The sequence below is a fragment of the Arthrobacter sp. BPSS-3 genome, from assembly GCF_044628475.1.
Taxonomy (GTDB): domain Bacteria; phylum Actinomycetota; class Actinomycetes; order Actinomycetales; family Micrococcaceae; genus Arthrobacter.
On sequence record NZ_JBIMMV010000004.1, the window covers coordinates 99,849 to 124,993 of the forward strand.

At 70.7% G+C, this 25,145-nt stretch carries 22 protein-coding genes, 1 tRNA gene and 2 pseudogenes; 8 read left to right on the top strand and 17 right to left on the bottom strand.

What is annotated here, in order from left to right:
- Window positions 1–47 precede the first annotated feature (47 nt).
- From ACFVY3_RS07935 to nirB, 8 genes and pseudogenes are all read right to left on the bottom strand, one after another.
- Window positions 48–281: a hypothetical protein gene (locus tag ACFVY3_RS07935; protein ID WP_290258496.1), complete on the bottom strand. Its 234-nt coding sequence runs from the start codon at window positions 279–281 to the stop codon at window positions 48–50.
- Window positions 282–342: 61 nt separating this feature from the next.
- Entirely contained in the window at window positions 343–1,074 is a 732-nt protein-coding gene (gene deoC, locus ACFVY3_RS07940) for a deoxyribose-phosphate aldolase (RefSeq protein ID WP_400159335.1), read from the bottom strand.
- Window positions 1,075–1,197: 123 nt separating this feature from the next.
- Entirely contained in the window at window positions 1,198–2,073 is an 876-nt protein-coding gene (locus ACFVY3_RS07945; protein ID WP_400159336.1) for an FAD-dependent oxidoreductase, read from the bottom strand.
- 151 nt (window positions 2,074–2,224) lie between these two features.
- On the bottom strand, window positions 2,225–3,370 hold the full coding sequence (locus ACFVY3_RS07950) for a uroporphyrinogen-III synthase (protein WP_400159493.1): 1,146 nt from the start codon (window positions 3,368–3,370) through the stop codon (window positions 2,225–2,227).
- A gap of 5 nt (window positions 3,371–3,375) precedes the next feature.
- Entirely contained in the window at window positions 3,376–4,401 is a 1,026-nt protein-coding gene (cobA, locus tag ACFVY3_RS07955) for a uroporphyrinogen-III C-methyltransferase (protein ID WP_400159337.1), read from the bottom strand.
- Window positions 4,402–4,403: 2 nt separating this feature from the next.
- The gene (locus tag ACFVY3_RS07960) at window positions 4,404–5,141 is read right to left on the bottom strand and encodes a hypothetical protein (protein WP_400159338.1); all 738 of its coding nucleotides are present in this window, start codon (window positions 5,139–5,141) and stop codon (window positions 4,404–4,406) included.
- Window positions 5,110–5,229 (bottom strand) — tRNA-OTHER (locus ACFVY3_RS07965). The genes ACFVY3_RS07960 and ACFVY3_RS07965 overlap by 32 nt, the downstream gene beginning before the upstream one ends.
- Window positions 5,199–7,190 (bottom strand): annotated as a pseudogene (gene nirB, locus ACFVY3_RS07970) (nitrite reductase large subunit NirB); the annotation flags it as partial. The pseudogene nirB and the gene ACFVY3_RS07965, both read right to left, overlap by 31 nt.
- A 144-nt stretch (window positions 7,191–7,334) precedes the next feature.
- Between nirB and nirD the strand changes: the two are divergent.
- Window positions 7,335–7,718: a nitrite reductase small subunit NirD gene (gene nirD / locus ACFVY3_RS07975; protein ID WP_400159339.1), complete on the top strand. Its 384-nt coding sequence runs from the start codon at window positions 7,335–7,337 to the stop codon at window positions 7,716–7,718.
- A gap of 20 nt (window positions 7,719–7,738) precedes the next feature.
- On the opposite strand, the gene ACFVY3_RS07980 is transcribed toward nirD, so the two are convergent.
- Window positions 7,739–9,520 (bottom strand): phospho-sugar mutase, encoded by a 1,782-nt coding sequence (locus tag ACFVY3_RS07980; protein ID WP_400159340.1) that lies wholly within the window; start codon window positions 9,518–9,520, stop codon window positions 7,739–7,741.
- Between the two features lie 175 nt (window positions 9,521–9,695).
- Between ACFVY3_RS07980 and ACFVY3_RS07985 the strand changes: the two genes are divergently transcribed.
- A complete protein-coding gene (locus tag ACFVY3_RS07985; RefSeq protein WP_400159341.1) occupies window positions 9,696–10,175 on the top strand; it encodes an RrF2 family transcriptional regulator in 480 nt (159 codons plus the stop codon).
- Between the two features lie 10 nt (window positions 10,176–10,185).
- Here ACFVY3_RS07985 and ACFVY3_RS07990 read toward each other — a convergent pair whose 3' ends face one another.
- Window positions 10,186–11,004 (bottom strand): purine-nucleoside phosphorylase, encoded by an 819-nt coding sequence (locus ACFVY3_RS07990; RefSeq protein ID WP_364136925.1) that lies wholly within the window; start codon window positions 11,002–11,004, stop codon window positions 10,186–10,188.
- Between the two features lie 83 nt (window positions 11,005–11,087).
- Between ACFVY3_RS07990 and ACFVY3_RS07995 the strand changes: the two genes are divergently transcribed.
- The 4 genes from ACFVY3_RS07995 to ACFVY3_RS08010 all read left to right on the top strand — a co-directional run bounded on the left by ACFVY3_RS07995 (window position 11,088) and on the right by ACFVY3_RS08010 (window position 14,525).
- Complete coding sequence (locus ACFVY3_RS07995; protein WP_290258487.1) at window positions 11,088–12,503, top strand: NAD(P)H-quinone dehydrogenase; 1,416 nt, start codon at window positions 11,088–11,090, stop codon at window positions 12,501–12,503.
- Window positions 12,504–12,634: 131 nt separating this feature from the next.
- Window positions 12,635–13,210 carry a helix-turn-helix domain-containing protein gene (locus ACFVY3_RS08000; protein ID WP_400159342.1) on the top strand — a complete coding sequence of 192 codons (576 nt, stop codon included), beginning with the start codon at window positions 12,635–12,637 and terminating at the stop codon, window positions 13,208–13,210.
- A complete protein-coding gene (locus ACFVY3_RS08005) occupies window positions 13,207–14,043 on the top strand; it encodes an SDR family NAD(P)-dependent oxidoreductase (protein WP_400159343.1) in 837 nt (278 codons plus the stop codon). Before ACFVY3_RS08000 ends, ACFVY3_RS08005 begins: the two co-directional genes overlap by 4 nt.
- Entirely contained in the window at window positions 14,040–14,525 is a 486-nt protein-coding gene (locus tag ACFVY3_RS08010) for an SRPBCC family protein (RefSeq protein WP_400159344.1), read from the top strand. The genes ACFVY3_RS08005 and ACFVY3_RS08010 overlap by 4 nt, the downstream gene beginning before the upstream one ends.
- On the opposite strand, the gene ACFVY3_RS08015 is transcribed toward ACFVY3_RS08010, so the two are convergent.
- The 3 genes and pseudogenes from ACFVY3_RS08015 to ACFVY3_RS08025 all read right to left on the bottom strand — a co-directional run.
- On the bottom strand, window positions 14,522–15,979 hold the full coding sequence (locus ACFVY3_RS08015) for an aldehyde dehydrogenase family protein (RefSeq protein WP_400159345.1): 1,458 nt from the start codon (window positions 15,977–15,979) through the stop codon (window positions 14,522–14,524). The two genes, ACFVY3_RS08010 and ACFVY3_RS08015, sit on opposite strands and share 4 nt — an antisense overlap.
- Window positions 15,980–16,355: 376 nt before the next feature.
- Entirely contained in the window at window positions 16,356–16,835 is a 480-nt protein-coding gene (locus ACFVY3_RS08020; protein WP_400159504.1) for a hypothetical protein, read from the bottom strand.
- A gap of 258 nt (window positions 16,836–17,093) precedes the next feature.
- Window positions 17,094–17,177, bottom strand: a pseudogene (locus tag ACFVY3_RS08025) (hypothetical protein); the annotation flags it as partial.
- 69 nt (window positions 17,178–17,246) lie between these two features.
- Between ACFVY3_RS08025 and ACFVY3_RS08030 the strand changes: the two are divergent.
- Window positions 17,247–17,498, top strand: coding sequence for a DUF1272 domain-containing protein (locus ACFVY3_RS08030; protein ID WP_400159346.1), 252 nt, complete (start codon window positions 17,247–17,249; stop codon window positions 17,496–17,498).
- Between the two features lie 38 nt (window positions 17,499–17,536).
- Here the strand turns inward: ACFVY3_RS08030 and ACFVY3_RS08035 are convergent, their stop codons facing one another.
- The 4 genes from ACFVY3_RS08035 to ACFVY3_RS08050 all read right to left on the bottom strand — a co-directional run bounded on the left by ACFVY3_RS08035 (window position 17,537) and on the right by ACFVY3_RS08050 (window position 23,367).
- Complete coding sequence (locus tag ACFVY3_RS08035; protein WP_400159347.1) at window positions 17,537–18,130, bottom strand: PASTA domain-containing protein; 594 nt, start codon at window positions 18,128–18,130, stop codon at window positions 17,537–17,539.
- Between the two features lie 111 nt (window positions 18,131–18,241).
- Complete coding sequence (locus tag ACFVY3_RS08040; protein ID WP_400159348.1) at window positions 18,242–19,798, bottom strand: FAD-dependent oxidoreductase; 1,557 nt, start codon at window positions 19,796–19,798, stop codon at window positions 18,242–18,244.
- Window positions 19,795–21,972 (bottom strand): molybdopterin oxidoreductase family protein, encoded by a 2,178-nt coding sequence (locus ACFVY3_RS08045; protein WP_400159349.1) that lies wholly within the window; start codon window positions 21,970–21,972, stop codon window positions 19,795–19,797. The genes ACFVY3_RS08040 and ACFVY3_RS08045 overlap by 4 nt, the downstream gene beginning before the upstream one ends.
- Complete coding sequence (locus ACFVY3_RS08050; RefSeq protein ID WP_400159350.1) at window positions 21,973–23,367, bottom strand: MFS transporter; 1,395 nt, start codon at window positions 23,365–23,367, stop codon at window positions 21,973–21,975.
- Between the two features lie 285 nt (window positions 23,368–23,652).
- Between ACFVY3_RS08050 and ACFVY3_RS08055 the strand changes: the two genes are divergently transcribed.
- Window positions 23,653–25,062, top strand: a complete 1,410-nt coding sequence (locus ACFVY3_RS08055) for an MFS transporter (protein ID WP_400159351.1) — start codon at window positions 23,653–23,655, stop codon at window positions 25,060–25,062.
- Window positions 25,063–25,145: the final 83 nt, after the last annotated feature.

The following is a 25,145-nucleotide window of genomic DNA, read 5'->3' on the forward strand; positions in this document are numbered from 1 at the left end:
ACGACGGAAGCCCCGGCGGACCGGGGCTTCAGTGCGTTGGACGAGGCTTAGTGTTCGCCGGCCGAGTCCGAGCGGCCGGTGATGGTCTGCGGGATCCAGAACGCCAGGGCGAACAGCACCAGGCAGGCAAGCATCGGCCAAGGGTTGCCCAGGGTCAGGAACGACAGCGAGTACAGGGCGCCGAAGAAGAGCGCCATCATGATGACAAACAGCACCACGCTGGATGCCAGGTTGTTCTCGAACCTGGGGGTCTTGGCGGTCTTGCCGTTGTTGCTGGACATTCGTTCCTCCTCGGCCCCGCGGGGCTGTAAAAACTGTGGCGGCGTGGTTCCGGCGGGGCGGTCAGTACGCGGACGAACCCTGTTCGCCCTTGACGATCGCGATGCCGGAGCTGGCGCCAATACGTGTTGCACCAGCAGCTATCATAGCCTGCGCGTCGGCGAGGGACCGCACGCCGCCGGATGCCTTGACGCCCAGGTCCGGTCCCACGGTGCGGCGCATCAGGGTGACGTCCTCGACCGTCGCGCCGCCGCCGTTGAAGCCGGTGGAGGTCTTGACGAAGTCGGCGCCGGCCTCGACGGCGGCCTCGCAGGCGAGGACCTTCTGCGTGTCGTCCAGCAGGGACGTCTCGATGATGACCTTGAGGATGGCGCCGCCGGCGTGGACGGTCTCGGCCACGGCACGGATGTCATCGACCAGGGCGCCCTTGTCGCCGGCGCGGGCGGCGGCGATGTTGATCACCATGTCGATCTCGTCCGCGCCGTCGAGCACGGCGCCGCGGGCCTCGAAGGCCTTGACGTCGCTGGGTGTCGCACCGAGCGGGAAGCCGATCACGGAGCAGGTCAGCACGCCGGAGCCTTTGAGGGCGGTCTTGACGGTCTTGACCCAGATCGGGTTCACGCAGACGGACTTGAACTGGTACTCGGCGGCCTCGGAGCAGACCTTGAGCACGTCGGCCTCGCCGGCCTCCGGCTTGAGCAGGGTGTGGTCGATGAACGCGGCGATGTTGCCGGTGCCGTGGTGGAGGTCCTGGCCGGTGCCGGAGGCCCCGGCCGTGGTGGCGTCGTTGCTCATGGTGGTCCCTTTCCTGACGGGACGGATCATGGCCGGCCCGGCTGCTGACGCGGCGCGCGTCGTGGCTTCTCAGTGCACCATCTTGCCATATGGGACCACACTGTCTCGGGGTAGGAAGCCCGCTCAGGCGGCGGCCGCGACGGGGACCTGGAGGCAGGCCTGCACGAGCCCGGCGGCGCAGATGCTGGCGGCGGAACCGGCGGCCACCAACAGGCCCAGCCGGACGCCGTCGAGCGCCGCGGCGTCGCCGATCGCCCAGATGCCGGGCACGGAGGTGCGGTAGTCGGCCCCCACCAGGATCCCGCCCTGGGCGGCGGTGGCCAGCCCGGCGGTGCGGGCCAGCGCGTCCCGGGAGATCCGCTCCTCGGCGAGGACCACCAGGTCCCCGCTCATGCTGGAGCCGTCCTCGAAGACGATCCCGGAGGCCGGCAGCACGGACCCGGCGAGGGTGGGGACGACGGCGGCGGGCCGCAGCGTGGTGCGGACCGGGCGGACGCCGCGGGCCCGCAGCACCGCCTCGGCCTGTCCCGCTGCCGTGCCGGTGCCCACCAGGATGCCCAGCGGCCGCCGGCCCAGGACCCGGGTGACGTCCTTGACCGCGTCGCCGAGGGTGCCGGCGTCGTCGATCGTGGAGTAGCTCAGGCACCGGCCCGAGCCCTCGATCGGGGCCAGCGCCGGGGCCGAGCCGGTGGCGATGACCAGCTGGTCGTAGCCGAATTCGAGGCCGTCCGCCGTCGTCACCCGCCGCTGCTCGGCGTCGATGAAGCTGGCGGGCTGGCCGAACCGGACCGAGACCTGGGGGAGAACGGCCAGCTCCAGCAGCTCCGCCGGGGCGTCGTCCCGGTTGCTGAGGACCGTGATGGCGCCGCCGAACGGGGTGCGGGTGAGCTGGCGGACCAGGGCCTGCGCCGCCGGGCCGGCCCCGGCGATCACGATCCGCGGCGAGGAGGCCACGGTGGTGGAGGCGGTGCTGGTGGCGGAGGATTTCGGTGCGGACATGTGCTGGCCCTTTCGCTGGCGGGCCTGCTGGTGTGGCCCCTGTTTCTGTTGTTCCCCAGCGTAGGAGGCCGGTTTTTCGCGCACGTTTCTGCGGTGTTGCGGTATTTTCGCTCCCTGTTCGCCAATTGTTACCAGCTGGTAATGGCGTGGCTCACACCCGGAGCCGGTAGCCGCGCTTCACCACGGTTTCCACCAGCGAGGCGTCCGGCAGCGCGGACCGGAGCCGGCTGACGGTCATGTCCAGCGCGTGCACCGAGCCGCGCAGTTCCAGCAGCTCGGAGAGCGACTCCCGGGACAGGACGGCGCCGCCGGCCCCCAGCAGCGCCCGCATCAGCAGCAGCGGCGCGGGCGCCAGTTCCACGGGCTCGCCGTCGATCCGCAGCGACCGGCCGCGCAGCTCCACCGCGCCCCCGGCGGTGTCCAGCCGGCGGACGTGGTTCAGGGCCAGGTGCTCGCAGACCAGCCGGATCAGCGCGCCCATCCGGAACCGTTCCGGCACCAGCGGCTGCACGCCGGCGTCGACCAGCGGCTGGGCGGTGATGGGGCCGACGACGGCGGTGGCCACCGTGGTCTTCAGCGCCGCGACCAGTTGCTTGTACAGGCCCATCTCGTGCGCGGTGCTCCACAGCGCGTCGACGGCGGGGGCGGAGGTGAAGGTCAGCACGTCGAGGCTGCCGTTGCAGGCGGCCTCGATCAGCTTGGGCAGCCGGCCGGCGCCCTCGGGCTTGACCCAGCGGTAGGGGGTGACGGTCATGACGTTTGCCCCGGACATCCGGAGCCGCTCCAGCTGCCGGACGTCGGTGTAGCCGTGCAGCTGGACGGCGACGGTCTTCCCGCGCACCCCCTCGGCCAGCAGCATGTCCACCAGGGTTGCGGTGGTCTCGTCGCTGCTGATCCCGACGTCGGCCAGGCCGGCCGCGCGCACGGCGCCGCGGGCCTTGGGCCCGCGGACGAACATCCGGGTGGCGCCCAGGGTTTCCAGCAGCTGGTCGCCGATGCCGAAGCTGTCCGCCGCCTCGCACCAGCGGCGCATGCCGTAGGCAGTGGTGGCGATGCACAGCTGCGGCCGGGCCTCGATGATGGCGCGGCTGTCCTCGATCAGCCGGTGGTCCTCCCGCACCGGGGCGATCTTCAGCGCCGGTGCGTGCAGCACCTCGGCGCCGCGGCGTTCCAGGGCCTCGATCAGGTCCTGCGAGCGTCGGTGCGAGGTGACGCCGATCCGGAACCCTTCCAGCGGCTGGTCGGAGGCCTCCGTGGCGGTGGCGGGCGCGGTGACGGGCAGGCTGTTCACGATCACGGCGCTCACGCCCCGACCAGGGACGCCGCGAGGCGGTCCAGTTCGGCCGCGGCGGCGTCGCAGCCCCGGTTCGCCTCCGCGACCCGGACCACCTCACCGATCACCAGGACGGCGGGGTTGCCACAGCCGGCAGCGGCCGCCGTGATGCCGCCCAGGTCCGCGATGGTGGTGCGCTGGCCGGGCTGGTAGCCGCGCTCTATCACCGCCACCGGCATGTCCGCGCCCATCCCGGCCCGGCGCAGCCCGGCCGCCAGCTGGTGCAGCGTGCCGATGCCCATCAGCACCACGATGGTCCCGCCGAGCCCGGTCAGGTGCCGGTGCTCGTCCTCGGTCAGCGGGGCGTGGCCGGAGACCACGGTGAACAGGCGGCTGACCTCGCGGTGGGTGACCGGGATGCCCGCGGCGGCCGGGACGGAGACGGCGCTGGTGACCCCGGAAATGACCCGGACCGGCAGCCCGGCGCGCACGCAGGCGGCCACCTCCTCGCCGCCGCGGCCAAAGACGTACGGGTCTCCGCCCTTGAGCCGGACCACGTTCGCGCCGGCCAGGGCGGCATTGACCATCAACTCCTCGATGCCGCCCTGGCTGACCTTGTGGTGGCCGGGGGTCTTGCCCACGTCCACCAGCTCTGCGGTGGTCAGGGACGGCAGGTCCTGGTGCGGTGCCAGCCGGTCGTAGAAGACGACGTCGGCGTCGCGCAGGGCGGCCACCGCGGCGACGGTGAGCAGTTCCCCGGCGCCGGGGCCGCCGCCCACCAGGGTGACGTGCCCGGCCGGGCCGGCCGCCGGTTCGGCGGCGACCGGCACGCCGGCGGCGCGGAACCGGTCCAGGCGGGCCGGCCAGCCGGGCTGGCCGTCGTCCACCGCGGCCACCAGGAAGGGCAGCGGACCCGCGGCCGCCGGGGCGTCCGGGCCGGTGAGGCGGCTGACGACGGCGCCGGCGGCCCGGTAGCGCAGGACGGCCTGCCGGGCGGCGGCGTCGGAGCCGGCCACCAGGACGGTCCGGCCGGTGAGTTCGATGCTGAGCTGCATGCTTAGACCCTGCTTTCGGTGGGTTCGCCGGCGGCGGGGCCGGCCGACCTGACGGGGATGGTCGTGGCGATCAGCCGGGAGCGTTTTTCTTCCGCGGTGGCGGGCCGCATCTGGCCGCGGTCGTCGGGGACGAGGGTGATGGAGTCGTCCACCTGGCCCGGGGCGTTGACGAAGGAGCGGAAGCGGCGCAGCCGGTCCGGGTCCCGCAGGGTCTCGGCCCACTCGTCGACGTAGGTGTCCACGTGTTTGGCCATGGCTGCCTCGAGGTCCGCGGCAATGCCCAGGCTGTCGTGCACCACCACGTCCTCGACGTGGCGGATGCCGCCGTCGAGCTCCTCCTGCCAGCGGGCGGTGCGCTGCAGCCGGTCGGCGGTGCGGATGTAGTACATGAAGTAGCGGTCGATGTAGCGGATCAGCGTCTCGTCGTCGAGGTCCTTGGCGAGAAGCTGCGCGTGCGCCGGGGTGGCGCCGCCGTTGCCGCCGACGTAGAGGTTCCAGCCGTCCGCGGTGGCGATCACGCCGACGTCCTTGCCGCGGGCCTCGGCGCATTCGCGGGCGCAGCCGGAGACGCCCATCTTCAGCTTGTGCGGGCTGCGCAGGCCGCGGTACCGGAGTTCCAGGCGGATGGCCATGGCCACCGAATCCTGCACCCCGAAGCGGCACCAGGTGGACCCGACGCAGGACTTCACGGTCCGCAGGCTCTTGCCGTAGGCCTGGCCGGATTCGAACCCGGCGTCCACCAGCAGCTTCCAGATCTCCGGGAGCTGTTCCAGCCGGGCGCCGAACATGTCAATCCGCTGGCCGCCGGTGATCTTTGTGTACAGGCCGTACTGTTCGGCGACGGCGGCGATCACGCCGAGCTTCTGCGGCGTGATCTCGCCGCCCGCGATCCGGGGCACCACCGAGTAGGTACCGTCCTTTTGCATGTTCGCCAGGGCCCGGTCGTTGGTGTCCTGCAGGGTGCCGCGGCCGGCGTCGAGGACGTACGCGCCGTGTTGGCTGGCGAGGATGTTGGCGATGGTGGGCTTGCAGATATCGCAGCCCTCGCCGCTGCCGTAGCGGTCCATGACGCCCTCGAAAGAGGTCAGTTCCAGGACCCGGATGGCGTCGAAGAGTTCCTGGCGTGACAATCCGATGTGTTCGCACAGCGCCGTGGAGACCTCGACGCCGGACTTGGTGAGTTCGCCGTCGAGGAGCTTCTTGAGCATCGGGACGCAGGATCCGCAGCTGGTGCCGGCGCGGGTGCAACCCTTGAGCCCGGGCAGGTCCCGGACCGGTTCGCTGCCCTCGCAGGTGCCGCAGGCGTTGACGGCGTCGCGGATGGTCCCGGCGGCCACGTTGTTGCAGGAGCAGAGGATGGCGTCGTCGGGCAGTTCGGCCGCGAGGGCGTCGACTCCGCCGCCGGACGCGGTGAGGTAGGCGCCGGGTTCGGCCGGCAGTGCGCGGCCCAGCAGCGGCCGCAGCGCGGTGTACGGGGCGGCGTCGCCGACGAAGATCCCGCCGAGCAGGGTGGTGGCGTCGTCGGTGGTGACGATCTTTTGGTAGACGCCGCGGGCCGGGTCCGCGTAGACGATCTCCAGCGCGTGGTCCGTGCGGGCGAAGGCGTCGCCGAAGCTGGCGACATCGACGCCGGAGAGCTTGAGTTTGGTGGCGGTGTCGAAGCCGGGGAAGGTCGCGGCGCCGCCGTGCAGCCGGTCCGCGACGATTTCCGCCATCGTGTTCGCCGGCGCTACCAGGCCCAGACACATGCCGCCGAAATTGGCCACTTCGCCGATCGCCCAGATCCCGGGGACCTCCGTGCGGCAGTCCTCGCCGATCACGACGCCGCCGCGCGGGCCGAGCCGGAACTGCTGCGGCCCGCCGTCGCCGGCCCTGAACAGCTCGTCGCGGGGCCGCACGCCGACGGCGGCGATGACGATGTCGGCGTCGATCACGCGCCCGTCGGCCAGCAGCACGCCGGTGACCCGGCCGGCGTCGTCGGAGAGCACCTCGGCGGGGAACACGCCGCAGTGGACGGTGAAGCCTTTGGCCTCGATCAGCCGGCCGAGGGCCTGTCCGGCGCCCTCGTCCAGCTGGGTGTTCATCAGCCAGGGGGAGCCGTTGATGACGACCGGGTTGGCGCCGAGCTGGGCGGTGCCGGCCGCCGCCTCCAGGCCCAGCAACCCGCCGCCGATGGTGACGGCGTTGACCGTGCGGCCCAGCGCCGCGGTGAGGTTCGCGATTTCGGCGTTGATGGCCCGGACGTCCTCCAGCGTGCGGTAGACGTGGGTGTGTTCGGCGCCCGGGATGGGCAGGCGGGCCGCGTCCGAGCCGGTCGCGACCACCAGCTCGTCGTAGGGGTAGACGGTGCCGGCGGCGGTCTGCACGGTTTTCGCGGCGGTGTCGATGGCGGTGGCGCGCTCGCCGGTGCGGAGCGTGAGCGCCCCGTGGTCCCACAGGGAGGGCTCGCCCAGGGTGAGGTCCACGGCGGTATCCGTCAGCGCCTTGCTCAGCGCCACCCGGTCGTAGGGCAGGTGGGCCTCCTCGGTCAGCACGGTGATCTGCCAGCCGGCCAGGCCGCGGGCGTGCATGGCCTCCACGAAGCGGTGGGCTGCGGGGCCGCCGCCGGCGACGACGACGCGGCGCGCCTCGGCGGATGCGGGGGAGGAGGGGCGGGGGCTGGCGGTCTGTCCGGTCACGGGTGGCCTTTCGTTGGGCCGCAGGCGGTGTGCTGCAACATCTCCGGCCAGCCTAGGCAGCGGCAGTTTCGCGTCAGTTTCCCGAATGTTTCGTGGTCTTAACTTCTGCATCACGGACGGGTTTCGGCCCGGGTGAGGTCTCTTTTACCGGCCGGACACATGGGCTGTATGCGGCCGTTACACGACGGTCCTAGCGTGGAGGAATGGCCGCAGTGGCGGCCGGGAAACCGGAAAGCAAGCAGGGAGGAGCCCCGGATGACTGCCGTACTGGATGACGCGGCCCGCAGTTTTGCGGAGCAGATGGCGGGAACGCACGGGACCAGCTGGCACCGGATCTGCGCGGTGCAGGACCTGGAGCCAGGCTGGGGTGAGGCGGCACTGGTCGCGGGCCGGCAGGTGGCCGTGTTCCGCACGGCCGGCGGTGAGGTCTTCGCCGTCGACCACGCCGATCCGGCCACCGGCGCGCACGTCATGGCCCGGGGGATTACAGGATCGCGGGGGACCCGGCGGACCCTGGCGTCCCCGTTGCACAAGGAGGTTTACGACCTGCTGACCGGGGAGTGCCTCGGCAACCCGGAGCTGCGGCTGGCAACCTACCCGGCACGAGCCGTCGACGGCTTCATCGAAATCCGGCTCTAGCCCCGAGAGGCGCCGAGGTCCTAGAGGCCCAGGGCCTCGCGCACGTCCGCCAGCACGGCGTCCAGCGCTGCGCGCGCCTCCTGCCGGGCCTGGGGCAGGCCGGCGGCGGATTCCACGCCCCGGATCACCTCGAGGTAGCACTTGAGCTTCGGCTCGGTGCCGCTGGGCCGGATGATCACGCGGCTGCCGTCGCGGGTCAGGTAGAGCAGGCCGTCGGTGGGCGGGAGCTGTTCGCTGCCCTCGGCCAGGTCCGCGGCGGTCTCCACGGCGGAGCCGCCGAAGGATTCCGGCGGACTGACCCGCAGCCGGTTCATCATGGCGTCCAGCAGGCCCAGGTCCGCCACCCGGATGCTGAGCTGGTCGCTGGCGTGCAGGCCGTGCACCAGGTACAGCTCGTCGAGGGTGTCGAAGATGGTCCGGCCGGCGGCCTTGGCCGCGGCGGCGAGTTCGGCGATCAGCACGGCGGCGGAGATGCCGTCCTTGTCCCGGACCAGGGACGGTGCCACGCAATATCCCAGGGCCTCCTCGTAGCCGTAGAGCAGGTGCGGAACGCGGGCGATCCACTTGAAGCCGGTGAGGGTTTCCTTGTGGTCGTAGCCTGCGGCGGTGGCCACGCGGGCAAGCAACCGGGACGAGACGATGGAGTTGGCGAACACGCCGGCGTTTTCGCCGTCCTGTGCGGCGCCCGCAACAGCGCTACCCTGTCCGTCTCCGCCGTCGGCCGCGAGCCGGGCGACGACGTGCGCGCCCAGCAGGGCGCCCACCTCGTCGCCGCGCAGCATCCGCCAGGCGCCGGTGTCCGGGTCCTTGGCAGCCACCGCGGCGCGGTCGGCGTCGGGGTCGTTGGCGATCACGATGTCCGCGTCCACCCGGGCAGCGGTCTCCAGCGCCAGGTCAAGGGCGCCGGGTTCCTCCGGGTTGGGGAAGCTGACGGTGGGGAAGTCCGGGTCCGGAAGGGCCTGCTCGGTGACCAGGGTAACGTCCGCGAAGCCGGCGGCGTTCAGTACCGCGACGGCGGTTTCCCCGCCCACGCCGTGCATGGGGGTCAGGACGATCTTCAGGTCGCGGGCCGGGAAGTGCTCCGGCATCACCAGCGCCGCGACGGCGGCCTGGTAGTCGGCGGCGATGGAGGGCTCCAGGACCGTCCAGCCCTCCCCGGCGAGGGCGATCGACTCAAGCGGGCCGACGGCGTCGATCTCGGATGCGATCCGGGCGTCGTACGGTGCCACGATCTGGGCGCCGCGGCCGGATTCCTCGACGGCGTGCCGGCCCAGGTAGACCTTGTACCCGTTGTCCTGCGGGGGGTTGTGGCTGGCGGTGACCATCACGCCGCCGTCGCAGTCCAGGGCGCGGACGGCGTAGGCGAGCAGCGGGGTGGGCAGTGCGGCGGGCATCAGGAACGTCTCGATGCCGGCGGCGGTGAAGATGGCGGCGGTCTCGCGGGCGAAGACGTCCGAGTTGTGCCGGGCGTCGAAGCCGACGACGGCGCGCGGCCGGGTGCCGGCGACGGCCTGGCCGACGGCGCCGGTGAGGAAGGCGGCGAGCCCTGCGGCGGCGCGCCGGACCACTACGCGGTTCATCCGGTTCGGGCCGGGGCCGAGGGCGGCGCGGAGGCCTGCTGTGCCGAACTCCAGGGTGCCGCTGAAGCTGTCTGCGAGTTCCTGGCGGGCGCCGGGAGCGCCCTCCTCGGTGAGGCGGATGAGCTCGGCCAGGGCGGCGGCGGTGGCCGGATCCGGGTCCTGTCCGGCCCAAGCGCGGGCTTCGCCCAGGAGATCGTTCAGTGCGGCATCGGAAGACGTCATGAATACCAAACTAGCGGCAAACCGGGGGCCGGCGCGCCGCGACAAGCGCGCGCGGCCTTACAGTTCCATTACGTCCGGACCCTCCGCAGGGCTGGCTCAGGATTGCCGCAGGAGACCCCCACAGGGCCCCTCGGCCCGTTGACACCCCAATTTCCGGACACATAGCGTCTGGAATATGAGGATGGGGCGAGGGGTGGAATGGGCGCTGCACGCGTGCGTCGCCATGTCCTGGACCCCCGCCGGCGAGGCCGTCAACAGCGGCCGGATCGCCGCCCTGTATAACCTGCCAGCCGCCTACCTGAACAAGCAGCTGCAGGCGATGGTCCGGGACGGGATCCTGGTCTCGGTCTCCGGCCCGCGCGGCGGGTTCGCGCTGGCCCGGCGGCCGGATGCCATCACCGTCCTGGACGTGGTGCTGGCCATCGAGGGCCAGGAACCGGCCTTCCGCTGCGAGGGCATCCTGGGCAACCTCCCGGGCGCCGCGACGCGGGACGACTTCACCCGGTCCTGCCTGGTCTCCCAGACGATGCGGCAGGCGGAACTGGTGTGGCGGCAGACCCTGGCCCGGCAGACCATCGCCGGGATCGCCGACTCGATGGAGCGGCGGTTTCCGGAGGACCGGGCCCGGACAGTGGCGCAGCTGGCGGCAGGCTGAGCCGGCCGGCTTAGAGCTTGGCGATGATCTCCGCGAGCAGCTTGGAGATGCGCGGGCCCGCGGCCTGGCCGGCCTCGAGGACCTCTTCGTGGCTCAGCGGTACCGGGCTGATGCCGGCGGCGAGGTTGGTTACCAGCGAGATGCCGAAGACCTCCATGCCCGCGTGACGAGCGGCGATGGCCTCCAGCGCGGTGGACATCCCCACCAGGGAGGCGCCGATCCGCTTGGCGTACTGCACCTCGGCCGGGGTTTCGTAGTGCGGGCCGGTGAACTGCGCGTAGACGCCCTCGTCCAGGCTGGAATCCACCTCGCGGGCCAGGCCACGGATGCGGGAGGAGTAGAGGTCTGTCAGGTCCACGAAGGTGGCGCCCTCCAGCGGGGAGGTGGCGGTGAGGTTGATGTGGTCGCTGATCAGCACCGGGGTTCCGGGAGCCCAGTCTTCGTTCAGGCCCCCGCAGCCGTTGGTCAGGACCAGGGTCTTGCAGCCGGCGGCGGCGGCGGTCCGGACCCCGTGCACCACGGCGCGGACGCCCTTGCCCTCGTAGTAGTGCGTGCGCGCGCCGAGCACCAAGGCGCGCTTGCCCTCGCGGGTGAGAACCGAGCGGATGGTGCCCACGTGGCCCACCACCGACGGGGCGGAGAAGCCCGGGACCTCGTCCGCGGACAGGGTGGCGGTGGTCTCGCCGATCAGTTCGGCGGCGTCCCCCCAGCCCGAGCCCAGCACCAGGGCGATGTCGTGGCTGTCGACGCCGGTCTCCTCCGCGATGTAGTCGGCGGCGGCGCGGGCGGCGTCGAAGGGGTCAGTGTTCAGGAATTCCGTGTTGCTCACTGGAACAAGCTACCCTGCCGCCCCCGCGCTGCCCAGCACCGTGGCTTGGTGGCGCCGGTCCGGATGATGGACAATGGATGATTGTGACTACGCATCCCGATTTCAGTGCACCCCGTATCGCGATTCTCGGCGGAGGGCCGGGTGGCTATGAGGCGGCCATGGTCGCCGCCTCGCTGGGAGCGCAGGTCACCATCATCGAACGCGCCGGCCTCGGCGGCTCCGCCGTACTTACCGACGTCGTCCCCTCCAAGACCCTGATCGCCACCGCGGACCTGATGACCCGCGTGGGCGAGGCGGGGGAGCTGGGCGTGAAGTTCGACGTCGACGGCGGCGACTGCATGCCCACCATGCGCGCGGACCTCAAGCACATCAACGACCGGCTCCTGGGCTTGGCCCGGCAGCAGTCCGCCGACATCCAGCGCGGCCTCGAGGGCCAGGGCGTCCGCATCATGCTCGGCTCCGGCAAGATGCTCGACAACCACACGATCGAGGTCCTGACCGCGGAGGGCGTGGAGACGGTCGAGGCGGACGCGGTCCTGCTCGCCGTCGGCGCCCACCCGCGCGAACTGCCCACCGCCCGCCCGGACGGCGAACGCATCCTGAACTGGGCGCAGATCTACAACCTGGACGAGCTGCCCGAGGAACTGATCGTGGTGGGCTCCGGCGTCACCGGCGCCGAATTCGCCTCCGCCTACAACGGCTTGGGCTCCAAGGTCACTCTGATCTCCTCCCGCGACCGGGTCCTGCCCGGCTCCGACGCGGACGCCGCCGAGGTCCTCGAGGGCGTCTTCGAACGCCGCGGCGTGACCGTGTTGTCCCGGGCCCGCGCCGAGACCGTGGAGCGCACGGACAACGGCGTGGTGGTCACCCTGGCGGACGGCTCCACCGTCCGCGGCAGCCACTGCCTGGTGGCCGTCGGATCCATCCCGAACACCGCCGGGATCGGCCTGGAGGAGGCCGGCGTGGCGCTGACCGAGAGCGGCCACATCAAGGTCGACGGCGTCTCCCGCACCACCGCCCCGAACATCTACGCCGCCGGCGACTGCACCGGCGTCCTGGCGCTGGCCTCCGTCGCCGCCATGCAGGGCCGGATCGCCATCGCCCACTTCCTCGGCGACAGCGTCGCCCCGCTGAAGCTGCACCAGGTGGCCTCCAACATCTTCACCTCGCCCGAGATCGCCAACGTGGGCGTGTCCGAGGCGGACATCGACTCCGGCAAATACCAGGGCGACGTCGTCAAGCTCTCGCTGCGCAGCAACGCCCGCGCGAAGATGCGCAACCACCGCGACGGCTTCATCAAGATCTTCGCGCGCAAGGGCTCCGGCACCGTGATCGGCGGCGTCGTCGTGGGCCCCAACGCCTCCGAGCTGATCTTCCCGATCTCGCTGGCCGTGACCCAGAAGATGCACGTCGACGACGTCGCCAGCACCTTCACTGTCTACCCGTCCCTGAGCGGATCGATCTCCGAGGCGGCCCGCCGTCTGCACGTGCACATGTAGCACCGCTCCGCCCCCGGTCCGGACGCCGGCGCCCCTTACGGGGTCGCCGGCGTCCGGCGTTTAACCGTCTTCCCTCTGGTCCTGCGGCACCATGGTTTACATTCTGACATTTTTTGCCTAAAGTGTCAGGTATGAGCGACCGCAGTGCTGACATCGTCGAGGCGGCCTACGTGTGCTTCACCCGGCACGGGGCCCGCCGCACCACCATGAACGACATCGCCGGGCAGGCCGGAGTCTCCCGGCCCGCGCTGTACCAGTATTTCCGCAGCAAGGAAGACGTCTTCCGCGCCCTGGTCGAGCGCCTGCTGGCCGACGCCCTCGCCGCCTCGGAGGCGGCCGCGGAGGCCGGCACGGCGCCGGAGGAGCGGCTGGCCGGAATCCTGCTGGCCAAGCTGGAGCTGGTGATGCGGATCTGGCGGGACAGCCCGGCACACGCCGCCGAGCTGCTGGGTGTGGAAACCCGGCTCGCGCCCGAGGCGCTGGGCCGGTACGACGAGGCGATGCTGGCCCTGCTCACCCGCACCGTACAGGAGGCCTATCCCGGCGCCGATGCCCGGGACGCGGCCGAAATGCTGTTCGCCTTCACCCGCGGCCTAGAAGCAGGCGTCGCCGCCCCAGATGCGCTCCCGGACCGGCTGCGCCGCGGCGTGGCCATCTTCACCGCAGGCTTCACCATCTATCCCAACGAACCCAAGGACCAGCCATGACCACCGCAGTTCTGATCACCGGAGCCTCCTCCGGCATCGGCCGGGCCGCCGCCGAACGGCTGCTCAAACGGCCCGGCTTCACCGTCTACGCCACCGCGCGTCGGCCCGAAACCCTCGCCGGACTCGCCGACGCCGGCGCCACCGTCCTGCCCCTGGACGTCACCGACGAGGACTCCATGGCCGCGGCCGTCCGCACCGTGGAGGAACGGCACGGCAGCGTGGGTATCCTCATCAACAACGCCGGCTACGGCGAATACGGCACCATCGAGGAAGCGGACCTGGACGCCGTCCGCCGCCAGTTCGAGACGAACGTCTTCGGCTTCTCCCGGATGATCCAGCTGGTGCTGCCCGGCATGCGCGCCGCACGCTCCGGCCGGATCATCAACATCGGTTCCATGGGCGGCCGCGTCACCTTCCCGGTGGGCGGCTACTACCATGCCAGCAAGTACGCCGTGGAGGCCATCACGGACGCACTGCGCTTCGAGACGGCGCCCTTCGGCATCAGCACCTCCCTGATCGCCCCCGGCCTGATCCGCACCGGCTTCGGCGCCACCGCCGCCCGCACCCTGGCCTCCTCCGGCGCCGACGGCGGCCCGTACGCCCCGCTCCGGGCCGCGGCCGACGAGCAGATGGCCGTCTCCTACGCCTCCCCGCTGCTGGCCGCGGAGCCCGACGCCGTGGCCGCCGTCGTCGAACACGCCGCGACGGCCCGCAAGCCCCGGTCCCGCTACACCGTCACCCCCGCCGCCAAGGCGATCGTCCAGTCCCGCCGCTTCCTCGGCTCGGGCCTCTTCGACGCCTACCTTCGCCTTCAGTTCAGGAGCAGCAAATGAACCCCACCACCGACTGGCCCGCCGGCTTCGACCCCGCCTCGGCCCGGGTGTACGCCTATAACGAGCTCCGCACCGAGCTGGCGCCGGAGCAGCTCTGGCCGTTGCTGATCGAGGCGCCGCGCTGGCCGGCCTGGTACCGCAATGCCAAGGACGTGGTGCTCGATGGCGGCGGCACGGAACTGGAGGCTTCGTCCCGGTTCGACTGGACCACCTTCGGCCTGCGCGTGGCCAGCACGGTCCGCGAGTTCGCCCCCTGCACCCGGCTCGGCTGGGAGGGCGCCGGCCGCGGCTCCACCGGCTACCACCGCTGGGACCTGCAGCGCACGGACGACGGCGGCACCCTGATCGTCACCGAGGAGGTCCAGGGCGGCGTCCTCGCGACGCTGCTGGGACCGGTGGTCCGGCGCAGCATCGAGAAGCAGCACCAGCACTGGCTCGAGGCCCTGGTGGAGACCGCCGCCGCGCGGGTGGCCCGCTCCTAGAACGGGTAGGGCGCGATGTCCGGCCGCATGGTGAGCCACTGGATCTCGGTGAAGGACTCCATGTTGGCGTGATGGCCGCCGATCCGTGAGCCGTTGCCGGAGTTCTTCGTGCCGCCGAAGGGGGAGTTGGCCTCGTCGGAGACGGTCTGTTCGTTGATGTGGACCTTGCCGGAGTCCAGCCTGTCGGCGATGGTCATGGCCAGGCCCACATCGCCCAGGATGCCGATCGAGAGGCCGTATTCGTTGTCGTTGGCCAGGGCCACGGCTTCGTCTACGGTGGAGAACTTCATCACCGGGGCCACCGGGCCGAAGATCTCGTCCTTCCAGGCGGGGCTGTCCGTGTCCAGGTCCACCAGCACGGCCGGCTGGTAGAAGCGGCCGTCGTGGGTGCCGCCCGCGGCGAGCTTCGCGCCGGCGGCGACGGCGTCCCGGACGATCCCGTCCACCCGCTGCAGCTGGCGTTCATCGATCACCGGGCCGAGCGCCACGGTGCCGCTCTTCGGGTCGCCCACGGGCAGGTGCGCGGCCTTCTCGGAGAGGGCGGCGACGTATTCGTCGTAGATGTCCTCGTGCACGATGTGACGGCCGGCGGCCATGCAGATCTGGCCCTGGTGCATGAAGGACCCGAACGCGGCGGCGGAGGCCGCCTTGGCGATGTCCGCACCGGGCAGGACGATCAGGGCGTTGTTGCCGCCCAGTTCCAGGTGGGCGCGCTTGAGTAGCCGGCCGGCGGTCTCGCCAATTTTCCGGCCGGCCGCCGTCGAACCCGTGAACGCGATCACGCGCACCTCCTCGGCTTCGACGACGGCGGCACCCACCTCCGCGCCGCCGGGGAGCAGCGAGAGGAGCCCCGGCGGGAGCCCGGCCTCCTCGAAGATGCGGATGACGCTGACGCCGCCGCACACCGTGGTCCGCGGGTCCGGCTTGAGCAGCACGGCGTTGCCGAGGGCCAGGGCCGGGGCGACGGCGCGGATGGAGAGGATCAGCGGGAAGTTGAACGGGGAGATCACGGAGACGACGCCGACGGGCCGGCGGCGGGCAAAGGACCAGCGGTTTTCGTTGGAGGTCAGGACATCCCCGGCCGGCAGCGAGGGCAGCGCGGAGGCCTCGTAGCATTCGTTGGCGGCGATGTGCGTTTCCAGGCCGGCCTTGGGAGGGATGCCGCCGGATTCGCGGACGATCCAGTCCTGGATGTCGGCGGCGTGCTCCTCCCAGAGCTGCCCGGCGCGGCGCAGGACGGCGGCACGCTCCTCCGGATTCCGGGCAGCCCATTCCTTTTGAGCCTTCGCCGCCGTGGCGGCGGCCTCCCGGACGTCGTCCGCCGAGGCGACCCCGTAGCTGCCCAGCTCCTCGCCCGTGGCCGGCTCGACGGCGGTGCCGGTCCCGCCGCCCCCGTCCCGCCAGCCGTTGAGGTAGATCTTGCCGTTCCAGAGGGCGGAGTCGAGCAGGGACATTCGTTGTCCTTTCGGCGTTCCGGACGGCGGGCGTCCGGCAGATGGGTGGTCCAGGATCAGTTCCCGTCCATCACATGCTGTCCGGACTCCGCCGTCAAGAGCCGTTTCACGCTGTGTGCGCGGTGCCCGGGGCGACCCGCGGTCCCTGCAGCCGGACGACCAGAACCTGTGCCAGTTGAAGCCCGGCGGGGACGTGGGGACCAGTGGAAGAATGCCTGCGTCGCGGCGCGAGCGTGGCAATTAAGGCTAGGTGTGCACACCTCGGCCCAGGCCGGTACGCAATCCCGTCTCTATACGACGCGCCGGAATGACGACCCAGCCGTGGTGCAGAAAGGCCCACCCCCTAACGGGAGCGGGCCTTCAAGCGGGGAGGGTATTAGTTGGTGGTGCAGACGCCCGTGCTGTGGTTGTAGCCGCCGCTTACATTGGCTTCCACGAAATTGGTGTCCAGGACGCAGGTCAGTCCGTCGGGGAAGGAGAGGACATCTGACCCGTCGACCCGAGTGACCTTGGCATCGTAGTAGAGGACCCCGTCGGGTGTCTGAACGGAGGAACCGAAGACGGAGACGTACCGCCGAGTTCCTTGGCTGGACTGCGTGCCATCGGGGAAGGTTGTGGAGTCCGTGTATTCGCGATAACCCTGCAAGACGGCAACCCCGGACGGGGTGACTACCACGTTGCGGCGCTCCTCCATAGTGAGGCAGGTGGTGATATCGGGTGCGAGTTCGGTGCAGGTGCTGGTGGTGCTCTTTGTAGCGCCTTCGCTGCTGGATGCCTGGGCCGGAGCTGCGGCGCCCATCAGGGATGCAGCCGCTGCAATGCCGGCGGACAGGCGGAGAAGATTTCTATTGCGCATGAGACGGTTTCCCCCGAAACGTAAATGGCGGCCCCAGCGGCCGCTTGCGCATCGTATCAGTACCGCTCGACCGAGACGGCTAGGCGCGGGACCAATAAACCTCTGTGGCCACTGCGATCGGGCCGATTCGGCGTCGACGGTCAGTGTCGCAGCGGCACATCCTTGCTGCCCAGCTTCAAGGCACCCAGATCCCCTACGCCACGGCCGCCTGGAGTTTATTTCGATTAGGCCCCTGATCTCGTCGTGGCAGCTGCCGCAGCCGGTGCCGGCGCGGGTGGTACCGGAGACCTCGGCAACCGTCGAGCAACCGGGGAAGAAACAGCTGAAGCAATGGGCCGGCATCCAGAGGCCAAGTATCTGCCAAGTCGAAGGCCGCGCCACGTCTCAGTTACTGGCCGGTAGGCTGGTCGCATGCTTGAAATCCGACCGAACTGCGAATGCTGCGACCGGGACATCGCGCCCACCGACGAGGCCTACATCTGCACCTTCGAGTGCACGTGGTGCCCGGGCTGCGTCGCCCGTTTCCGCGACGGGGCGTGTCCCAACTGCGGCGGTAACCTCGAGCGGCGTCCGGTCAGGCCGCCCGCAGCCCTCGTCGCCAACCCGGCCAGCACGCTGCGGGTCGTCTCGCCCAGCTGTCAGGAACGTCTGACCGAGGTGTAGGTGCCGGGCCGGCAGGCCGGCCCGGCACCTTTCTCGAGCTAGTTCCTGATGCCTCCGTGACCGTGGCACGCGCCCTGGCGCGTGGTTCCGGGCCATGCGTAGCCGTCCTTGCAGATGATTCCGCCATAGACAGGCGGAGCCTGAACCGGTGCCGGCGGGACATAGGCCGGTGCCGGCGGAACGTAGGCGGGAGCCGGCGGCTCGGCCACCGCCGGGGGAGCGGCCGGGACCACCGGTGCGGGCGGAGCCTCGACGACCTTTACCGGAGTCGGCGTAGGAGTCGGCGTCGGGGTGGAGTCGGTGAGGTGATGCACCCCCAGTTCCACGGTCGCACCCTTGTTTACCTTGGTGCCCTCCGCGGTGCCCTGGCTGGCGACCGTCCAGTTGCTTTTGACCACGATCGACTTGCCGTTGTCGACGTCTGTTGCCTTGACCTTGAGGCCCAGATCCTGCAGTTGGTTCGTGGCCTTGTCCAGCGTCATCCCGACCAGGCCGGGAACGGAGATGGAGCCTTCCACAGCCGCGGCTGCGGAAATGCTGGGTGTTGCTGCAGATGGTGCGGACATCTGCTTGCCGCCGCATCCGGTGAGCAAAAGCCCGGTGAGCACGACAAATGCGAGTGATTTCTTCAAAATTTCCCCCCTAGGAAGGCGGCGCCTGAGACTGGGCCGCTGTCATAAGCTACCAGCTGTTCAGGCCGGACTTAGGTCCGCGACGTCAGCGCACCCTCACCGGACCAGCCCCTACGCCACCGCCGCCTGGAAGTGCTTTTCGATCAGGCCCCTGATCTCGTCGTGGCAACTGCCGCAGCCGGTGCCGGCGCGGGTGGTAGCGGAGACCTCGGCAACCGTCGAGCAGCCGGAGGAAACGGCCGAAGCGATGGCAGTCCCACTGACCCCCGCGCAGCGGCAAACAGTCCGCGCCGGGTCGTGGGCGGCCTGCGAGGTATTAGCCTCCGGACCGTCCAGCCTGAGCAACAGCGACCGGTCCGCCGGTAGTTCCGCACCGCGTTCGAAGAGCTGCACCAGCTCGGCCGCGGTGCGGGGCATCCCAACGGCCACCAGACCCTCCAGTACCCCGGCGCGGGTGGACATTTTGACGTAGCGGCCGTGCTCGGGGTCGGCCCATTGCGAGACCTGCAGCCGTGGCCGGTCCGTGGCCGACCCGGAACACAGCGCCTCCTCGTCCCAAGGATCCGCGGTGACGTCACCGGCCACGGCCATGGTCAGCCCGCGCGCCTTGAGCACCACCACGGCTGGCTGTTCCGAAGGTAGCGGCGGCATCGCCTGAGCCTCCGCAAGAGCACCGGACGCCAGCAGCGTGAGGTAGCCGGCCAGCCACTCGGCCTGCCGCCATCCCGGCCCCACCAGTCCGGACGGCCCAAGGGAAGCCCGGCAGTCCACGCAGTCCGGATCGGGGCAGCGGACCTCCGCGCAGTCCCCGACGGCGAAGACGTGCGGCTCGTGGTGCGCGCGAAGCCGGTGGTCCACCAGGATGCCGGCCGCCGTCGGCAGCCCGCAGCCCTCCGCGAGCTCAACGCGGGGCCGCACGCCGCAGGACAGCACCAACAGGTCCCCGTCGATCGCGGAGCCGTCGTCGAGCAGCAGCGCGGAGAAGCCGCCGTCGTCGTCCGTCTCCACGCCCACGGACCGCGCATTACCGGCCATCCGCACCCCGCAGTTCCGCAGCGACGCCGCCAGCACGGCCCCGCCGCCGCGGTCGATGCTGCGGCCCAGCGGGAACGGGCCATTGTGCACCACGGTCACGGTGGCGCCCTCCTCGGCGGCGGCCAGGGCGGTTTCCAGGCCCAGGACACCGCCGCCCAGGACCACCACGCGTTTGCCGCCGGCCACCGCTGCGTGCAGCGCCGCCGCATCACCCAGGTCGCGCAGCGCGGTCACCCCGGGCGGAAGAGCGGGCTGGCCGGGATCCGGGTTCAGCCCGGTGAGGCTGGGAATCACGGGCCGGGCGCCGGTGGCGAACACCAGCCGGTCATAGCGCGGGGTGCTGCCGTCGCTGAGCAGGAGCCGGCGCCGGGCCCGGTCCACCCGGCGGACCCGCACGTCCAGCCGGACATCGACGCCCGCGGCCACCAGGGACGCCGCATCGGCAAGGGCCAGGGCGTCCGCGCTGGTCCGGCCGACGCCCAAGTCCGCCACCAGGACCCGGTTGTAGGCGGCCACCGGTTCCTCGCCGACCACGGTCAACTCCAGCAGTCCGGACGCCACCGCGGGCAGCAGTTCATCGATCAGCCTCGCCGCAACCGGGCCGAAGCCCACCACCACAACACGCTCGCTCATGAGGCACCTTCCCTCTGCAGGGCCACGGCGGAGGCACCGGCAGCAACCGGCCGCACCCAGACCTGACTGGTCTTGAATTCCGGCATCCCGGAGACGGGGTCCGTTACGGCCTCCGTGAGCCGGTTCGCGCTCTCCACCCCGGCGAAATGGAACGGCAGGAACACGGTTTCCGGGCGGATGTCCGGGCTGACGTCGGCGCGGCACAGCACCTCACCGCGGCCGTTCGCCACGAGCACCAGGCCGCCGTCGTCGATGCCCTGCGCCGCGGCTGCCGAGGGATGCAGCTGCAGCCGCGCCTCGGGCCGTGCGTCCACCAACGCGGGCACACGCCGGGTCTGGGCTCCCGACTGGTAATGCTCCAGCCAGCGTCCGGTCACCAGGGTCATCGGGGCGCCCCCACCGCCGTCCCCGGAACCTAAGGAGCCGGCCGAGCCCGCGGAAACGCCCGACGGCGCACGACGGCGGGGCGTCACCGGCGCGAACACCGCACGTCCGTCCGGGTGCGCGAAGGCCTCCAGGAACAACCGCGGCGTCCCAGCGCTGCCCGCGGGATACGGCCAGTAGGCCTCCTCACCGCGGTCCAACATCGCGTAATCGATCCCGGAGTAGTCCGCCGGTCCGCCGGCTGACGCCCGGCGGAGTTCCTCGAACACCGTCTCCGGGTCCTCGCTGAAGGTCGACGGGGCGTCCAGCAAATCGGCCAGTCGGGCCATGATCCACAACTCGCTGCGGACCCCGGCCGGGGGAGTCACGGCCCGGCGGCGGCGCAGTACCCGGCCCTCGAGGTTGGTCAGCGTGCCCTCCTCCTCGGCCCACTGGGTCACCGGCAGGATCAGGTCCGCCTCGGCCGCGGTCTCTGAGACGAAGAAGTCGGTGACCACCAGGAAATCCAGCCGACGCAGGCCCGCGGTCACGGCGTTCGCATCCGGGGCGGACACCGCAACGTTGGCGCCGTGCACGAAGAGGCAGCGGACGCCGTCGGGCTGTCCCAGGGAGGCAAGCAGTTCGACGGCGGGGACCCCCGGACCCGGGATCAGCGCCTCGGGAACTCCCCAGACGCCCGCGACGTGGGCCCGCGCCGCGGGGTCGGTGATCTTCCGGTAGCCGGGCAGCTGGTCCGCCTTCTGGCCGTGTTCGCGCCCGCCTTGTCCGTTTCCCTGGCCGGTCAGCGTTCCGTAGCCGCTCCGGGCCGACCCCGGCAGGCCCAGCAGCAGGGCCAGGTTGATCGCGGCGGTGGCGGTGTCCGTCCCGTCCACGTGTTGTTCCACGCCGCGGCCGGTCAGGATGTAGCTGCCGCCGCGGCGCGCACCGTCGGCCAGCCGCCGGGCGGTCTCGCGGACCAGGCCGGCTGGCACGCCGGTGAGGGACTGCACCCGCTCGGGCCAGTACCCGGCCACGCTGCGGGCGAGGGCCGGGTAGCCGGCGGTGCGCCCGGCGATGTAGGCCTGATCCGCCAGGCCTTCATGGATCACCACATGTGCCAGCCCCAGCAGCAGGGCCAGATCGCTGTCCGGCAGCGGCTGCAGGTGCAGTCCGGCGCCGTCGGAGGTCAACGCGGCCGTCGCGGAGCGCCGCGGGTCGACGACGATCAGGCCGCCGGCGTCGCGCGCCCCGCGCAGGTGCTGCACGAACGGGGGCATCGTCTCCGCAACGTTGGAGCCCAGCAGGAGCACGGTGGCGGCGCCGTCCAGGTCGGCCACCGGGAACGGCAGCCCACGGTCCAGGCCGAACGCGCGGATTCCGGCTGCCGCGGCGGAGGACATGCAGAACCTGCCGTTGTAGTCGATCCGCGAGGTCCCCAGCCCCAGCCGCGCGAACTTGCCCAACTGGTAGGCCTTCTCATTGGTTAGCCCGCCGCCGCCAAACACGCCGACGGCGTCGGGGCCGTGGGCGGCCCGGGTATCCCGGACCGCGGTGGCGATGAGGTTTAAGGCGGTATCCCAGTCGACCGGCCGGTGCACGCCGTCGGCGCTCCTGAGCAGCGGTTCGGTGACACGCCCGGGGTGCTCGAGCAACGTCGTCGAGGTCCAGCCCTTGCGGCAGAGCCCGCCACGGTTGGTGGGAAAGTCCCTGCCGGTCACCTCGGGCGGGGCCTCCGCGGCCGCTGGCACGGTCAGCGTCATGGCACACTGCAGGGCGCAGTACGGGCAGTGGGTCGCGGCGCCGTCGGCCATCTAGACGTGTCCCTTGCCGTGACCGGCGGGGCGTAGGTAGCAGGCCCAGCACACGGCCAGCATCAGGACGTAGGCCGCGACGAAGCCGTAGAACGCCGGCGTGTAGGAGCCGGTGGCGGTGTTGGCGGCGTTGAGTACCTGCGGGATCACGAAGCCGCCGTAGGCGCCGATCGCCGAGATCAGCCCCAGCGCCGAGGATGCCAGTTTCTGCGTGGCCGCCGGAGCGGCCCCGGTGCGGGCGGCGCGGCTGTGCAGTGCGAAGATCACCGGAATCATCCGGTAGGTGGCGCCGTTGCCGAAGCCGCTGGCGGTGAAGAGGGCCAGGAACAGGATCAGGAAGAGCCAGAAGTTCTTCATCGGCAGCGTCCACACCATGGTCAGGGTGATGGCGGCCATCGCCGCGAACGCGGCCACGGTCATCCGCGCCCCGCCCAGCCGGTCCGCCATCCTGCCGCCGTACGGACGGGCAAGCGATCCGACCAGCGGGCCCAGGAACGCCAGCGAGAGGGCAACGGTGCCGATGCCGAACGAGGAGAAGGCCGGGAAGTAATCCTTGATGAGCTTGGGAAACACGCCGGCGAAGCCTATGAAGGAGCCGAAGGTACCTATGTACAGCAGCGCCATCACCCACAGGTGCGGCTCCTTGAGCGCCGCGAGCGAGCCGGCGACGTCGCCCCGGGCGCTGGTCAGGTTGTCCATGTATTTCCAGGCACCGAACGCGGCCAGCAGGATCAGTGGCACCCACATCAGCCCGGCGACCGGCAGGTTGATGGTGCCGGCGGCCAGGAGCGTGACGGCGACCGGCACGGCGAGCTGGGCGACGGCGGCGCCCAGGTTTCCGCCGGCGGCGTTCAGGCCCAGCGCCCAGCCCTTTTCCCGGGCCGGGTAGAAGAAGCTGATGTTCGCCATCGAGCTGGCGAAGTTGCCGCCGCCGAAACCGGCCAGGGCTGCCACCAGCAGCATGACGCCGAACGGGGTGCCCGGGTTGGCCACACAGAACGCCAGCCCGGTGGAGGGAATCAGCAGCAGGAGCGCCGAGACGACCGTCCAGTTTCGGCCTCCGAAGCGCGGGACCATGAAGGTGTACGGGATGCGCAGGGTCGCTCCGACCAGGCTGGGCATCGAGATCAGCCAGAAGATCTCGTTGGTGGAGAAACGGAAACCGGCCGCCGGCAGCTGCACCACCACGATCGACCAGAGCTGCCAGACCACGAAGCCCAGGAACTCCGCGAAGATGGACCAGTTCAGGTTTCGCCGGGCGATCCCACGCCCCACCGACTCCCACTGGGCCGGGTTCTCGGCGTCCCAGTTGGCGATCCAGCGGCCGGGCCGGTGTTCCAGGGCGGGGACGGTCGGGGGAGTGAGGGTGGCGGTGTCTGCGGTGCGTTCTGTCACGGGGACCTCCTTGGGGATGTTCCTTCAAAGCTAGGGAGGCCGCATTTCCGGAACGCTCGCCGAATGTAAACGTGCTGTGACGTTTGCCTATCCGGGGTTCAGCCAGGGCGTGAGACGCCGGCGGCATCCCGGGCCATCCGGCCCCGGATCCGGGCGACACGCGGATGTCCAAATAGTGAAATAAATGTCCAACTCGTGGACAGTCCCGCATAATATGGCAGATATATTCCACTCCTTTGCCGGACGGCCCGCGTGGGCCGCCGGTCTTGATGAAAGCGTTCTCACATGTCACCCACCGCCATGTCGACGGAGCATGGATCCGCCAAGCAGGTGAACTCGCGCGGCCGCGTGATCGTTGCCAGCCTGATCGGCACCACCGTCGAGTTCTACGACTTCTACGTCTACGCCACGGCCGCAGTCCTGGTCTTCCCGAAGCTATTCTTCCCGGGCCAGAACGAGACCACCCAGCTCCTGAGCTCCTTCGCCGTCTTCGGCGTCGCGTTCGTCGCCCGTCCGCTCGGCTCGATCGTCTTCGGGCACTTCGGTGACAAGTTCGGCCGCAAGGGCACCCTCGTGGCCTCGCTGCTCACCATGGGCATCGCCACCTTCCTGATTGGCTGCCTTCCCACCGCCCTGGTTCCGGGCTGGGAATTCTGGGCGCCGGCACTGCTGGTGGTCATGCGCTTCGCCCAGGGCCTGGCCCTCGGCGGCGAATGGAGCGGCGCCGCGCTGCTCGCGACGGAGAACGCCCCGGCCAACAAGCGCGCGATCTACGGAACGTTCCCGCAGCTGGGCGCGCCGATCGGCTTCATCATCGCCAACGTGCTCTTCCTGGTCTTCAGCTACACCCTGAGCCCGCAGGCCTTCAGCGACTGGGGCTGGCGCGTGCCGTTCCTGGTCAGCGCCGTCATGGTCATCATCGGCCTGTACGTCCGGCTGAAGCTGATCGAAACGCCCGCCTTCACCAAGGTGCTGGAGAGCAACGAGGTCGCCAAGCTGCCGTTGGGCCGGGTCTTCAAGACCAGCTGGCGCCCGCTGATCCTGGGCACCTTCATCATGCTGGCCACCTACGTGCTCTTCTACCTGATGACCACGTTCACGCTGACCTACGGCACCAAGCCGACCCTGGCCGGCGCGCAGGCCGCCGCTGAGAAGGCCGGCAAGCCGATGAGCGAGGCCGCCGCGGCCGCGTTCGTCCCGGGCCTGGGCTACTCCCGCAACGACTTCCTCTGGATGCTGATCGCCGGCGTCGTGTTCTTCGGCATCTTCACCCTGGTCTCCGGCCCGCTGGCCGAGAAGTACGGACGCCGCAAGATGCTGCTCGCCGTCACCACCGGCATCTTCGTCTTCGGCCTGCTCTTCGTGCCGCTGTTCAGCGCCGGGTTCGCCGGTGCCATGGGCCTGCTGATCATCGGCTTCTCCCTGATGGGCCTGACCTTCGGACCGATGGGTGCGCTGCTGCCGGAGCTCTTCCCGACCAACGTCCGGTACACCGGCTCGGCCATCAGCTACAACGTCTCCTCCATCCTGGGTGCGGCCGTGGCTCCGTTCATCGCCGTCTGGCTGTGGGAGTCCGCCAAGGGCAGCCCCGTCCTGGTGGGCGTCTACCTCTCGGTCATGGCCGTGCTGACGCTGATCGCACTGTTCATCAGCCGCGAGACCCGCGATCTGGACTACGAGAACAACGTGGCCTGACGCTCCTCCCCGGTTACTGCGGCAAATGCCCGGCGTGCGCACCCGACACTCCGGGCATTTCCGTGTCCGGGGAGGGTGCGGTG